Origin of the sequence: Acinetobacter lanii, assembly GCF_011578285.1 — a bacterium.
Lineage (GTDB): Bacteria > Pseudomonadota > Gammaproteobacteria > Pseudomonadales > Moraxellaceae > Acinetobacter > Acinetobacter lanii.
The window spans coordinates 2627641-2641399 of record NZ_CP049916.1; the positions used below are offsets into that span (position 1 = coordinate 2627641).

Consider the following 13759-nt stretch of genomic DNA (forward strand, 5'->3'; position numbering starts at 1 on the left):
TCGACAACATTGAACAATAAATCATAAAACAAAAAGAATAAAATTATGACCGTAGAACCACAGCGCACTAAAACAGGCTTCCAAGCGATTCGTCATGACACAATCGCTTGGAAACTGTATTTGGCCTATGACATTTTTATGATGCTGATTATTGTGATCAACTTAATCTGTATCAGCTCCAATGCTTTTTTGATGAGCCATATCGGCGCATGGGTGTTTGAACAACTGCATTTAAGTCATATTCTGCAGCTTTATAAAACTGAGCTTAATCCTTGGGTGATTAAAACTGAGAATTGGTTTATTGTCTTTTTGATCATAGAACTGTTCATTCGTTGGCTGATTGCGATTGTGCAAAAGCATCATCAACGTTGGTTCTTTTTCCCCTTTATCCATTGGTACGAAATTTTAGCGATCCACCCTTACCTACGTTTTTTACGTTTGATTCGTGCCGGTATTATTGCCTTTCGGCTGCATGAATTGGGATATCATGTCGTTCCTAGTGCCATGCTCAAACAATTGAAGTTTTACTATCATGTCTTGATGGAAGAGCTGTCGGATCGAGTGGTTATTTCGGTCATTGATGGCGTTAAAATGGAACTTGACACCAGCTCTACGCATAAAAGAATTATTCATGATTTGGTGGATCATCATCGTGAAATGTTCGCTACAACTTTAGCTCAAGTTTTACAAGAGTCCTTAGCCACCGAACTCAAAGCACAGCAAAACCTGATTGCTGAAAACGTCGGTCATGTCGTAGTAAAAGCGATTGAAGATACCCCCGAGCTTACACAGTTACTACGCTTAATCCCGATTGTCGGCGGTCGTATTGAACAGCAGATTCATTCAATTGGGCAGCGTTTAGGTGAAAATATTACCCATGGTTTAGTGCAACCTTTAGTGACAGGATCGAGCACGACGCCGAATGCGCAATACCAACGGATTGCTGAAAAACTCAGTCAAATTAATATTGAAAATCGATCACTTGAACAATTGGTTGAATCTGTAGTCTATGAAAGTTTAGAATCGCTACGAAAGCAAGTTGCAGTGAAACAGTGGCAACTGAAACTCGAGAAAAATGATCAACTCAAAGAATAGTCAATTCATTGAAAATATATGTATCTCCGCTAGTGAAATGGATCATTTTGTTCTAGCATTTGCAAAATTGAATAGTGTTCACTTCGATAACAAAAGACGAAGGATTTAAGGAATAAATATGGCTGATATTCGGATTACCGGCAGAATGGTGAATTTTACCCGAATAACCTTTGACACCAATGATCATAAAGTTATCCGCCAACAACTCAGCGACATGATGAACGAAACCTCCTATCAAGGGGCTTTGGTGATTCTCGATACCACTGTAGAACAAGAACTGATTGCGTTAATCCAATTATTGGTCAGCTTAGACTTACAACCGATGGCTGTGGTGGATGGGTTAATGGGAGATGAAGCACGCTCAATTCAATTCCCTGTTTTACCTGCAGACCGTCCTTTGCAACGGATTAAAGCCACCAAAGAACAAGTGTTGGAAGAAAAAGTAGAGCCTGCGCCTTCTACTGCGTTACCAGTAGCAGAAAAAGCAACCAAAACCATTAAACATATAACCTCTTATCACAATGAAGTGTTACGTACCGGTCAATGTCTGGTGCAAGACCACGGTGATATTATTTTAAATGCGGGGATTAATAGCGGTTCTGAAGTGATTGCTTCAGGAAATATACATATCTACGGTAGTGTTCGTGGTAGAGTCATTGCCGGCGCAGGCGGTAATATTGCAGCACGGATTTTTTGTCATTGTTTAGAAGCTGAATTGGTTTCGATTGCAGGCACCTATTGTGTCGCTGATGACATTCCAGCGCATGTGACCAAAAAGCCGGTACATATTTATTTGAATGACAGCCAAGAGCTGGTATTTGAAGCTTTAGAATTTTAATGTATAAATAAACACCAAACCCTTATTTTAAATATAAGGGAAACCATAACAGGAGTGGATTCGGTGGCGAAAATTGTTGTCGTAACATCAGGTAAAGGTGGCGTAGGTAAAACAACGACCAGCGCATCTTTTGCAACAGGTTTAGCCCTTCGTGGCCACAAAACTGTTGTTATCGATTTTGACGTAGGCTTACGTAACCTTGACTTGATCATGGGTTGTGAACGTCGCGTTGTATACGATTTTGTGAATGTGTTAAATAACGAAGCGCGATTACAACAAGCACTGATTCGTGATAAAGAAATTGAAAATCTTTATATTTTGCCAGCATCTCAGACACGTGATAAAGATGCGTTGACAGATGAAGGTGTAGCACGTGTGATGGATGAACTTTCACAAGAGTTCGATTACATCATTTGTGACTCACCTGCGGGGATTGAGCGTGGTGCGATTTTAGCGATGTATCATGCGGATGAAGCGATTATTGTAACAAATCCGGAAATTTCTTCAGTACGAGATTCTGACCGTATTATTGGTATGCTCGACAGCAAAACCAAGAAAGTTGAAAACAACGAAGGTCGTATTCGTAAGCACTTGTGTATTACACGTTTCAACCCTGAACGTGCTGACAAACAAGAAATGCTGACCATTGATGACATTTCAAAAGATATTTTACGTGTGCCGACTTTGGGTGTGATTCCTGAATGTAAGAGCGTTCTTCAAGCATCAAATGAAGGTAAACCTGTCATTCTTTACACTGAAGAAGCGGCTGGCCAAGCGTATGATGACCTTGTTGCACGTTTCTTAGGTGAAGACCGTCCTTACCGTCATATTACGGTAAAACCTAAAGGTTGGTTAGCACGTCTATTTGGAGCGTAAGATATGGCAGGTTTTTGGAGTAAACTTTTCAGTAGCGATGACAAACCATCAAGTGCACAAACCGCTAAAGATCGTTTAAAAGTCATTGTTGCATCTGAGCAAGGTTTAGGTAAGCGCTTAAGCCAAGATAAGATTGACCAAATGAAAAAAGAAATCATGCAAGTGGTTAATCGCTATGTCCGTGGTGTCGATGAACAACACATTCAAATGTCTGTGCGTTCCGAAGCCAATATTGAAATGTTGGAAATGAATATCAATTTGCCTGAAGAACATTAATCTGATTTTTGATTAGTCAAGCAAATTGAATCAAGGCAAAATATGAGCCTTAACAAAGCACTGCTTTGTTAAGGCGCAAGACGAGAAGCTATGCTTCGAGTAGACTTGAATAAAGCACTGCTTCGCCCGGTCGCAAGACGAGAAGCTCTGCTTCGAGTGGGCTTGATAAAGCAATGCTTTGTCTAGCCGCAAGACGAGAAACTATGCTTCAAGTAGACTTGAATAAAGCACTTCTTTGCCGGTCGTACTATGAGAAGCGATGCTGCGAGCAGACTCAATCACGTCGACTTTAATCTTGCGCACTCATCTTTTGCTTTTTTTATAACATCAGTATTTACAAGGAGATTGCCATGGCATTATCTCAGCCAGCCACGTTCAATGAAGAATGGTCAGATGAGCGCGTTTTTGCCTACTTAACTCAGCTTCCTCCTGCAGGAGTGAATGCTGATTTTCACGTTCTATATCATGCATTCAAACATATGCGCCCTGCAGATTATGAACGTCTTTTGACTCAGTTTGTGGCAGATGGTCGTGATGTCAATGCAACCAATCCTGAAGGTCAACGCATTCATGACGTGATTGCAACCTTTCCACGTCAAAAAGAAGGCTTCTTAGAAGTGTTAGCTAAGTTTGCTTAAAGCACATCGAAGAAATAAAAAAACCTGCTAAAAGCAGGTTTTTTTATTTTTATCACTATGAAAAATCGTTTAAAATTAAATCACAAAAATATTTATAAATAATCCATAGAAGAAACATAACATAATGATCAACAATGAAATTAAAACTTTACATAACCATCTCGCATACTCGGCAGTATCCGAACAAAAGCTCATTAGTCTAAAAAAATTTATTATTTTAAATATTTTCTCTTTGGGGTTTTATTTGATTGCTTGGATTTTTCAAGCTTGGCGATTCTTTCTACAAAAAGATCATCTTGATATCAGAATTGCTCTAAGAACAGGTTTTGGTGTGATTTATCTGTATCCATTATTTTTAAAAATAAAAAATTACGCATCTAAAGAAAATAAAGTATTTGATCTCAAGAGCTTAATTATGTATTTGGGTGTCATAATCACCTGTATATTACCTGAACCTCTGTCTTATATTTCGATCTTCAGCTTTATATTTTTTATCCCTGCTTTTCGCCAACTCAACCATGCAAAAAGAAATGACCCTGACATTGTTTGCATTGAGCAAAATAAATTCTCAAGGGGTCATAAAATCGTAATCTTTATTGGTACTATTTTTTGGGTGTTAATCTTATTTTCAGTACTTTGGACAATCATGCAAGCGTCATCATAAGCTATGCTTGTAATGACGCTCATACGTTTTAGACTAAAATGTCTCGTTTACCATTGGCACCTTGTGGACTGACAAGTCCCTGCTCTTCCATTTGATCCACAATACGCGCAGCACGGTTATAGCCTAGACTAAATTTACGCTGTAGTGACGAGACAGACACTTTACGGGTTTCCAAAACGAAAGATACACACTGATCATACAATGCATCACGGTCAGAGCTACCATCCCCATCTTCAAAGCCACGTGAAGTCGGCTCTTCATCATAAGGTGTTAGGATTTCATCGACATAGTTGGGTGAACCACGTTCACGCCATGCATCACAAATACGATTCACTTCATCATCTGAAATAAAGGCACCATGTACACGTTCAGGCTCAATTTTACCCGGTCCTAAGAACAGCATGTCACCATGACCTAACAGGTCTTCTGCACCACCGGCATCAAGAATCGTACGTGAATCGAGCTTACTGTTCACGCGAAGCGCAGCGCGGGTGGGAATATTGGCTTTAATCAAACCTGTCACCACATCCACAGTTGGACGCTGTGTCGCAAGCAATAAATGAATGCCGGCTGCACGGGATTTCTGTGCCAGACGCGTGATCATTTCTTCAGCTTTCTTACCGACTTGCATGATCATATCGGCGAACTCATCGGCAACAATCACAATCAGTGGCATGGTTTGTAAGCGTGGCGCACGACTTTGAGTTGCGGTATCTTCAGGCTTCCATGTTGGATCAATCAGATCTTCACCATTGGCAATCGCCTCTTCCACCTTACGGTTAAAGTCGGTCAACTTACGCACTTTCAATAATGACATCAGTTTATAACGGCGTTCCATTTCATTAACACACCAATTCAATGCATTGACTGCATCTTTCATATCCGTCACAACAGGCGTCAATAAATGCGGAATATCGTTATAGTTGGCAAGTTCCAATTGTTTCGGATCGATCATGATCAAACGCAGTTGCTCAGGGGTATATTTCAACAACATCGACAACAGCATCGCATTCACAGCCACCGATTTACCTGAACCTGTGGTCCCGGCCACCAACATATGCGGTGCTTTAGCTAAATCAGCCAATACAGGATTACCTGAAATATCTTTACCCATGGCCATACTGAGTAAAGCATTCGGATCACGATAAGCCGGTGTTTCCAACAATTCGATTAAACGCACCATTTCACGGGTACTGTTCGGTACTTCGATACCAATATACGGTTTACCCGGAATCACTTCCACCACACGAACAGAGGCCATTGACATTGAACGTGCCAAGTCACGAGAAATATTGGTGACTTTAGAAGCTTTCACCCCCGGAGCCAAATCAAGTTCAAAGCGTGTCACCACTGGACCGGGCTGAGCTTCAATGACTTTGGCTTTGACGTTAAACTCTTGCAGCTTAATTTCCAACAGTTCAGATAAACGCGCCAATTGTTCCGCAGTGAAATTGACTTTTTTATTCGGATCGACTTTATCTAAGATATCAATCCCCGGTAAAGGCGATAAATCTTTACGTTTCTGTGCGACTTGCATTGCCAAAGACATTGGACGACCAAAGGCATCCGTGAGTGGTGCATCTAAATCGAAATCATCATTTTGATCTTCTGCTTCAGGCGCACCAGCAGTTTCTTGCCAAGCCTCACGGAATGCATCTTTATCTGCTGCAATACGTCGTTTTTCTTCTTCTGAAACAATGGAACTATGCTGACTATCTAAACGTGTTTGAGTCGCTATGTCCGTCTGAATCTCACCACGAACGAAAGGTGTCGATTGTGCATAGCTATTCAGTTTAGGTGTAACTTCGGCAGCATGGTTTGAATCAAAGCTTCTAGTCCTTTGATCATTTAGATCTTCATCCACCAACAATGCCAAATCATCGAGTTCGGCAGCCAAATTTTCAGTATTTTGAAATGGCTTAGCCTGAATACCTGAATGCGTTGCAATCGCCTGAGCAACAGTCGCAGTTTGTACCGCATTGGACATCAAATCAGGTGATGAACGTGAAGCCTCTGTTTGTGTATTGAATGGAGAATGTAGATCACTGGCCGGCTTATCATTCGGTACCACAGCCAATAACTCATCAAACACTTCATCATCATTCCAATCCAAAGGATCAGACGAGGTCTTTTGTTGAACTTTTTGATCAGTGTGATGCATCGAAGAACTTTGAGCAAATTGCGATGGATTGATCGATTGCACAGTCGCTTTCGGATTTAAATCATCTTCCGCGGCTTTTAGCAATTCATCAATTTCACGTTTATGATCATCCTCATGATGCAGTGCTTTCCACACTTCACCCGTTGGGACAATACGTTTGGTTTCTTGCTCCAAACGATGTGCCTTTTCAAGCGTTTTTTCGAATTCTGCTTCATCTTCAGGATCAATAAAATCGTTTGATAATTTTTCTTGTACCACGATATCTTGAAATAGACGTTCAGCAGCCAATTCAGTTTTTTTATCTTTTGCTACTTTATTTTGCAGCGGTTGTGCTTGATTGAGATCAGCTTCATTCGATGCTTGCTGAGCTGGCTCAGTAGCTTGTTTAACTTTTGCATGCGGTGCTTTTGGACTGGTCAGGTCATAAGCTGATTCTGTTTCAGGTACATTCTTATAAAATAATTCTTGTAAGTAAGCAGGTGCTGCTTTAAGTGTTGCCCAAGTTCGATTCCACTGAATCCCAAAGGCTAAGGTTAATAGCACCAAACTCAGTGCAACCAAGAAGAATGTTGCACCATAAACCGTGAGCAATCCTTTTAAGCTTTCCCCAAGCTCATAACCAATAATGCCGCCAGAGGCATTGGTTAACGTATCTGCCGGGACATTCCAAAGCAGATAAGCCAAACTTGCTGTGGTCAGCAAAATAAAGAATTGTGCAGCATAGCGAAATGGACGACTGACAAAGCTATGTGGCCACCATACTTGAATCGCTTCAACAAAAAAGTAAATTGGAATGACTAAACTTGCCCAACCGAAGAAACCAAACAATAGATCTGCAATCCAAGCCCCTGCTACCCCACTCGCATTTGAAACTTGTTGAGTATCGCTTGAAATGTGCATCCAACCCGGATCAAATGGGGTATAGGTGACTGTTGCAAGGAACAGATATATCCCAAATGAAATCAAGAAGAATGTTAAAAGTAAGCGCTGTGCATATACACTCGACACCGCAGTCATATACTGTCCTGTAAACAATTATTCATAATGTTCTAATGTTGAATTGATTCAATTTCTTCAAACAAGAAATTTTTATATTATGCACGTGTTGAAAAAAAAAAGATGCATGATTGTTGAAGTTACTTAGTAACTTTGCAATGACGCAACACTATATAGCCCAATTCGATTTAGATGATCAATATATTCGACATTGAATCGACAGACCTTTGACAAACTTTCACGTATAATTTGAACAAATCTATTATTTCGAATTGATAAAGGAAGATTGGGATGAGCGCTCGTCACTCACGTTTAATCATTTTAGGCTCTGGCCCTGCAGGTTATAGTGCTGCTGTTTATGCAGCGCGCGCAAATTTAAAACCAACCCTGATTGCGGGTATGCAATTGGGTGGTCAATTGACTACAACCACCGAAGTGGATAACTGGCCGGGCGACCCTGAAGGTTTAACGGGTCCTGCATTGATGGAACGTATGCAAGCGCATGCTGAGCGTTTCGGTACAGAAATTGTTTACGACCACATCAATGAAGTAGATTTAAATGTGCGTCCATTCGTTTTAAAAGGCGATATGGAAGAATACACCTGTGATGCTCTCATTCTTGCAACAGGTGCAACAGCTCAGTACCTTGGTCTAGAGTCTGAAGCAGCTTATATGGGTCAAGGTGTCAGTGCCTGTGCGACCTGCGACGGATTCTTCTACAAAAACCAAAAAGTGATGGTTGTCGGTGGTGGTAATACTGCGGTGGAAGAAGCGCTTTATTTATCCAATATCGCATCTCACGTGACGCTTGTTCACCGCCGTGACAAAGTACGTTCTGAAAAGATCCTACAAGATCATCTGTTTGCCAAAGAAAAAGAAGGCAAAATCAGCATCATTTGGAACCATCAAGTCGATGAAGTCTTGGGTGATCCTAAATCAGGTGTGACCCATGTTCGTTTAAAATCAACAGTAGATGAATCAACACAAACTGTAGATGTTACAGGTGTTTTTATTGCGATTGGCCACAAACCGAATACGGCAATGTTCGAAGGTCAACTCCAGTTACGTGATGGCTATATACAAGTACAAAGCGGTACTGCAGGCAATGCAACTGCAACTTCTGTACCGGGCGTATTTGCTGCGGGTGACGTTGCTGACAATATTTATCGTCAAGCGATTACATCAGCGGGTTCAGGCTGTATGGCTGCACTCGATGCTGAAAAATATTTAGATGCGCTTTAAGCTTCAAAATGATTTAAGATTTACTTATAAGTCTTTAAAATCATTGTAAAAAAACCACCTTCGGGTGGTTTTCTTTTCCCCATAGTTCCTCTATAACTAATGCAAATTATAAAATTGAATGGGGAAATAATAATGACAACACATTGGACAGATGGCTATCAAACAACGGTCAACTATACTTATGGTTATTACCGTGATCTTAGCCCGAATTATCAACGATTTTGCCTACTGTTAAATGGTGTCGATTGCCCTTCAAGTCATGCCGAACACACCCATTGCGAATTAGGTTTTGGTCAAGGGGTGAGTTTAAATATTCATGCAGCTTCAAACTTTGGGCATTTTTACGGCACCGACTTTAATCCTGCTCATGCGGCGCATGCCAATATGCTGGCAGAACAAAGCGAAACTGAGCATCATTTTTATGATGACAGTTTTGAAGAACTCCTGAACAAAGATTTACCAGCGTTTGATTCCATCAGTTTACATGGGATTTGGAGCTGGATCAGTCATGAAAACCAACACATTATTTTAAAATTTATCCGTAAATTCTTAAAACCGAATGGCATTGTCTATATCAGTTATAACTGTGTCACAGGTTGGGCGGCCAATATGCCGATTCGTGAGTTATTCCATAGTCATTTTAAATTTAATAGCACCAGCACCAATCCGATTCAGAATGTGAAAGATGCCTTAGATTTTAGTGAAGATTTGCTCAATCAAAATCCGATCTTTGCACGACGCAACCCCAATGCGCTGAGTAAAGTTAAAGATTTAAAAAATCAAAATCCCAATTATTTGATCCACGAATATCTCAATCAAGATTGGCAATGCTTCTCTTTTCAGCAAGTAGTGAAAACACTCGAGGACATTAAACTTACTTATGCCGGTTCAACCGACCTCAATGCATTATTGGATAACATTAATTTTTCTGAAGAACATCAAGCCTTTTTAAATCAAATTGAGCATCCTGTTTTTAAAGAACAATGCCGTGACTACTTTGCCAATACGCAATTTAGACGAGATTTATTTATTCGTGGCAAAAACAATTTGACGCTGCAACAGACCCATCAACGGCTTAGACAGATTCCTTTTGTTTTATTATCTGCAGCAGAACACATTCCAAAAACGATTAATGGTTATTTGGGCGAATTCAATCTACTGCCTGAAGTTTACCAACCGATTGGAGAGATGTTTAAAGCTCAAGATTACCAAAGCTTGACCATTGCTGAAATTGAAGCAAAGTACCCTGAACTTAACTTCAATAAAATTTTGAATGCCATGACTATTCTGTGTCATTTGGGAATCGCTCAGCCTTGCCAAATTAAACCGACAGCAAAAATGATTGAACAATCGCAATCTGTAAATCGGTATCTGTTGGAACAAGCCACGTTTCAAACCAACTATCAAGTGCTTGCCTGCGCTATCACCGGCATAGGCATCCCTACCGATCACTTTAGCCAATTATTTTATCGTGCGCACTTTATTGAAGGCTTACAGACCAAAGAACAGTTTGCTGAATATGTGTTTGAGGTCATTCAGAAACTCGGGTGGTATGTTTTAGATCAAGATGGTAAATCAATTACCGATAACGATCAAAGCATTCAAATCATTGCACAAAAAGCACAGTATTTTTTAGACAGTGAGAAACTCAAGATTGCACAACATTTAAAACTTTTTGCTTAAATCCACAGCAAGCCTATCCATTCTTTGATTAGAATAGAAAGACAGTATGACTAAAGCTTAAGACTATGTTAGCACCATCTCAATTTATCTTTCCCGATCCCATTGCCTCCGACCCTGAGGGACACGGGCTGATTTGTATTGGTGCTGACCTTTCCCCTTCCACCTTATTTGAATCTTATTCACATGGATTATTTCCATGGTTTAATGAGGATGAACCCATCTGCTGGTGGTGTCCGGAACCCCGTTGCATCATTCGTCCACAGGATTACCATTCGAGTAAATCGCTGATTCGAAATATGAAAAAACATGATTATCGCATAACCGTGAATCATACTTTTGAACAAGTCATTCGCTCTTGCTCGCTACCCAGAAGCTATGCAGATGAAACCTGGATCTCGGAAGAGATTATCCAAGGCTACACCGCACTGTTTGATGCGGGCTATGCCTACAGTGTGGAAGTCTGGAATAAAGAGCAACATTTGGTTGGCGGGCTTTATGGTGTCAGTATTGGTAAAGGCTGCTTTGGTGAATCGATGTTTAGTCGTGAGACCGATGTTTCAAAAATGGCGTTCTATGCATTGATGCTGATTGGACAGGAAAATGAATTACCTTGGATCGACTGTCAATTGGTCAATGATCATCTCTTAAGCCTTGGCGCGAGTACACTTTCTCGCCAAGACTACCTTTTATCGTTACAAGATGTGATAAAAGCACCGCAAATCGATTGGCAAAAATACCAAGACGGTGTATTTTCAAGTAAAACAATGGCCATGAACCACAGGATGATTCAGGCATGAACAATAAGAGAGGGACAACTTGTTATGAATTCTTATCACCCCAAGTCCCTGTTGAACGACTTACAATATTATATTACCCCACCACATGACTGTAGTTATTTGGATGATAAATCTGCACGCATGGTGTTCCTCGATCCTACACATCGCATCAATGTCGTGACGTTATCTGAACTTTCTCGTATGGGCTTTCGACGCAGTGGCGACTTTGTCTATCGCCCTGAATGTCATTTGTGTCGTCAATGCTTGTCTTGCCGTGTTCCTGTCGCTTCCTTTGCAATGAATAGTGCACAGAAGAAAGCATGGAAACGCAATCAAGATTTAACTGTCAAAATTACCCAAACCCAAGATGCTTCAGACATTCATTACGCCCTATATGAACGTTACATCAATGAACGTCATGCTGATGGCGATATGTTTCCACCCAGTTACGATCAATTTGAAAAATTCCTGATTCATAGTTGTAGCAATAGCTTTTTCTTAGAACTTTGGAAGGATGATCGCTTAATCAGTGTATCGACCTGTGATGTGTTGGATGATGGCGTTTCTGCGGTGTATACGTTTTTTGATCCTGATGAATCAAAACGCTCGCTAGGCGTATTTGCTGTACTCAAACAAATCGAATATGTGCAATCGTTACAGCAAAATTATGTCTATTTGGGTTACTGGGTACCGCATTCAAATAAGATGAATTATAAGTCCCAATATACCCCATTTGAATTACTGCTCGATGGACAATGGCGACGTATCAATCGAACCTTAAAGGCAGATGAAATTCAGCATTTAGGAGAAATGCTCATGACGACTCTGCCTTCGGAATGGACAGATTTCATTGTGAAGTAATGTGATTTATAAAAGTCATTAATTCAGCAAACTTTAATTCATTACATCTTAAACAGTTTGGAAAAGTCATCGCTGCATGACTTCACCATAATCACTGCATTCTCTTTCGAACCGTCCGGTTTTGGATAATAATTTCGGCGAATATCAATTTGGTGAAAGCCTGCCTTTTCATATAACCCAATCGCAGCCAAATTACTTTCACGTACTTCTAAAAAAATTTGTACCGGATTATTTTTAAGCAATTCAATTGATGCTTCTAATAATCTAAAGCCCAAGCCTTGACCCTGCATTTTCGGATCAATCGCCATCAATAACAAATTGGCTTCATCCACTACGGGTTGCAAAATACAAAAACCGACTACTTCGCCTTGATGTTCAATCACCGTACTTTGATATGACTCAACTGAGTCATTAAACTGCCCAATGGTCCATGGATGGCTTTGTACTTTTTGCTCAATACGTGCAACGGTGTCTACATCTTGTTTTTGCATGTAACGAATCATGGAACGGATCTAATCAAAACTGAAAACGCATTATAGAAAGATTCTGCTAAAAAACGAATAAAAAAATGGGCAACTCACGTTACCCAATAAGCACGACACTTTAAAACTTAATTTTCGAGAATTTAGGCTTTTGCAAATTAATGCTTAAAAATCTAAAGCTGAACCATTTTAGAGTGTAAGCATTAAAACCCTAATTTAGCTTTCCAATGCTCCAATAGACTCACGGTATCTAAGTCATTCGGATGGAAACCAGGTTTGAAATACGCCAACATTTCTTTCCCCATGCCCGATATAATCCCTTTCGATGGACTATAGCCATAGGTGTAAATATCTTTCAAAGACTCGATATTCAACTGATTATCTTCTTTCAATAAGCGCGCAACAAAATAGCTTTGTACTAAAAACAGCACCACCATGGCTAAAGCTAATCCACCAGTACGTGCGACATAGGCTTTCACGCCTTTGCCAAAGACGTTTTCAAACACATCATACGCCACAGCTTTGTGTTCATTTTCTTCCACTGCATGCCATAACCACATGGTTTTCATGGTTTCATCAGTCATTAAAGCTTGAATATGTTCATTTCGCAGCAATTCAGATGCAATCGTTGCGGTAAAATGTTCTAGCGCTGTTGTTCCAATCAGATCAATCATCTGCTGAGTGATGCCAAAAGGCTTACCCATAAACGCCGCAGACTTACGGAAGCTTTGAATGGCGGTATGGGTATATTGCTCTAAACAATCTACATCATGACCAAACTTTTGTGCCGATGCATTGAAGTTTGCATGCTCATGGGTATGCATCGCTTCTTGCCCAATAAAACCACTGATTTCTTTTTGTAACGCTTCATTGTCTTTGATGGCAGGATGCTGACGCACCGCACGCACTGAATCGATAAAAAACTTTTCACCTGCTGGAAACAGTGCAGACAATGCCGTCATAAAATGGGTTAGCCCGGCTGAACCATCCATCCAATATTCAGGCACGTTATTAAAATCGAATTGCATACGACGTACTGGAAAAGAAGCCCCTGCACGGTTGGTAATATTGACTTTAGCATTCATTGCTCAACTCCTGTTAAAGGGAATTCATCCACTTCAAATCTTTTGATTATTTTGTATTGTTATTTATATTACGTTCTTAAAATAAA

At 40.3% G+C, this 13759-nt stretch carries 13 protein-coding genes; 10 read left to right on the forward strand and 3 right to left on the reverse strand.

Annotated features, from left to right (window positions below; genetic code table 11):
* Positions 1 to 45: 45 nt before the first annotated feature.
* From G8D99_RS11860 to G8D99_RS11885, 6 genes are all read left to right on the forward strand, one after another.
* A complete protein-coding gene (locus G8D99_RS11860; protein ID WP_166326185.1) occupies positions 46 to 1095 on the forward strand; it encodes a preprotein translocase subunit SecA in 1050 nt (349 codons plus the stop codon).
* Between the two features lie 118 nt (positions 1096 to 1213).
* Positions 1214 to 1933, forward strand: a complete 720-nt coding sequence (minC, locus tag G8D99_RS11865; protein WP_166326188.1) for a septum site-determining protein MinC — start codon at positions 1214 to 1216, stop codon at positions 1931 to 1933.
* 63 nt (positions 1934 to 1996) lie between these two features.
* A complete protein-coding gene (minD, locus tag G8D99_RS11870) occupies positions 1997 to 2809 on the forward strand; it encodes a septum site-determining protein MinD (RefSeq protein WP_166326191.1) in 813 nt (270 codons plus the stop codon).
* 3 nt (positions 2810 to 2812) lie between these two features.
* Positions 2813 to 3085 (forward strand): cell division topological specificity factor MinE, encoded by a 273-nt coding sequence (gene minE, locus G8D99_RS11875; RefSeq protein ID WP_166326194.1) that lies wholly within the window; start codon positions 2813 to 2815, stop codon positions 3083 to 3085.
* A 350-nt stretch (positions 3086 to 3435) separates the two neighbouring features.
* Positions 3436 to 3723 (forward strand): PA4642 family protein, encoded by a 288-nt coding sequence (locus tag G8D99_RS11880; RefSeq protein WP_166326197.1) that lies wholly within the window; start codon positions 3436 to 3438, stop codon positions 3721 to 3723.
* A 124-nt stretch (positions 3724 to 3847) separates the two neighbouring features.
* Entirely contained in the window at positions 3848 to 4387 is a 540-nt protein-coding gene (locus G8D99_RS11885; protein WP_166326200.1) for a hypothetical protein, read from the forward strand.
* Positions 4388 to 4415: 28 nt separating this feature from the next.
* Here the strand turns inward: G8D99_RS11885 and G8D99_RS11890 are convergent, their stop codons facing one another.
* Positions 4416 to 7565: a DNA translocase FtsK gene (locus tag G8D99_RS11890; protein WP_166326203.1), complete on the reverse strand. Its 3150-nt coding sequence runs from the start codon at positions 7563 to 7565 to the stop codon at positions 4416 to 4418.
* 270 nt (positions 7566 to 7835) lie between these two features.
* Between G8D99_RS11890 and trxB the strand changes: the two genes are divergently transcribed.
* The 4 genes from trxB (at position 7836) to G8D99_RS11910 (ending at position 12106) form a co-directional block, all read left to right on the forward strand.
* Entirely contained in the window at positions 7836 to 8786 is a 951-nt protein-coding gene (gene trxB, locus G8D99_RS11895; protein WP_166326206.1) for a thioredoxin-disulfide reductase, read from the forward strand.
* A gap of 132 nt (positions 8787 to 8918) precedes the next feature.
* Positions 8919 to 10469 carry a class I SAM-dependent methyltransferase gene (locus tag G8D99_RS11900; RefSeq protein ID WP_166326209.1) on the forward strand — a complete coding sequence of 517 codons (1551 nt, stop codon included), beginning with the start codon at positions 8919 to 8921 and terminating at the stop codon, positions 10467 to 10469.
* 65 nt (positions 10470 to 10534) lie between these two features.
* On the forward strand, positions 10535 to 11266 hold the full coding sequence (aat, locus tag G8D99_RS11905) for a leucyl/phenylalanyl-tRNA--protein transferase (RefSeq protein ID WP_166326212.1): 732 nt from the start codon (positions 10535 to 10537) through the stop codon (positions 11264 to 11266).
* A 24-nt stretch (positions 11267 to 11290) separates the two neighbouring features.
* Positions 11291 to 12106, forward strand: a complete 816-nt coding sequence (locus G8D99_RS11910; RefSeq protein WP_166326215.1) for an arginyltransferase — start codon at positions 11291 to 11293, stop codon at positions 12104 to 12106.
* Between the two features lie 41 nt (positions 12107 to 12147).
* On the opposite strand, the gene rimI is transcribed toward G8D99_RS11910, so the two are convergent.
* Positions 12148 to 12609: a ribosomal protein S18-alanine N-acetyltransferase gene (gene rimI, locus G8D99_RS11915; RefSeq protein WP_166326218.1), complete on the reverse strand. Its 462-nt coding sequence runs from the start codon at positions 12607 to 12609 to the stop codon at positions 12148 to 12150.
* 182 nt (positions 12610 to 12791) lie between these two features.
* Complete coding sequence (locus G8D99_RS11920) at positions 12792 to 13673, reverse strand: metal-dependent hydrolase (protein ID WP_166326221.1); 882 nt, start codon at positions 13671 to 13673, stop codon at positions 12792 to 12794.
* Positions 13674 to 13759 lie beyond the last annotated feature (86 nt).

What these genes read in the sequence shown, in the direction of transcription:
- G8D99_RS11860 (WP_166326185.1), top strand. Translation starts at nt 46, where the DNA reads ATGACCGTAGAACCACAGCGCACTAAAACAGGCTTCCAAGCGATTCGT.
- minC (WP_166326188.1), top strand. Translation starts at nt 1,214, where the DNA reads ATGGCTGATATTCGGATTACCGGCAGAATGGTGAATTTTACCCGAATA.
- minE (WP_166326194.1), top strand. Translation starts at nt 2,813, where the DNA reads ATGGCAGGTTTTTGGAGTAAACTTTTCAGTAGCGATGACAAACCATCA.
- G8D99_RS11880 (WP_166326197.1), top strand. Translation starts at nt 3,436, where the DNA reads ATGGCATTATCTCAGCCAGCCACGTTCAATGAAGAATGGTCAGATGAG.
- G8D99_RS11885 (WP_166326200.1), top strand. Translation starts at nt 3,848, where the DNA reads ATGATCAACAATGAAATTAAAACTTTACATAACCATCTCGCATACTCG.
- G8D99_RS11890 (WP_166326203.1), bottom strand. Translation starts at nt 7,565, where the DNA reads ATGACTGCGGTGTCGAGTGTATATGCACAGCGCTTACTTTTAACATTC.
- trxB (WP_166326206.1), top strand. Translation starts at nt 7,836, where the DNA reads ATGAGCGCTCGTCACTCACGTTTAATCATTTTAGGCTCTGGCCCTGCA.
- G8D99_RS11900 (WP_166326209.1), top strand. Translation starts at nt 8,919, where the DNA reads ATGACAACACATTGGACAGATGGCTATCAAACAACGGTCAACTATACT.
- aat (WP_166326212.1), top strand. Translation starts at nt 10,535, where the DNA reads ATGTTAGCACCATCTCAATTTATCTTTCCCGATCCCATTGCCTCCGAC.
- G8D99_RS11910 (WP_166326215.1), top strand. Translation starts at nt 11,291, where the DNA reads ATGAATTCTTATCACCCCAAGTCCCTGTTGAACGACTTACAATATTAT.
- rimI (WP_166326218.1), bottom strand. Translation starts at nt 12,609, where the DNA reads ATGATTCGTTACATGCAAAAACAAGATGTAGACACCGTTGCACGTATT.
- G8D99_RS11920 (WP_166326221.1), bottom strand. Translation starts at nt 13,673, where the DNA reads ATGAATGCTAAAGTCAATATTACCAACCGTGCAGGGGCTTCTTTTCCA.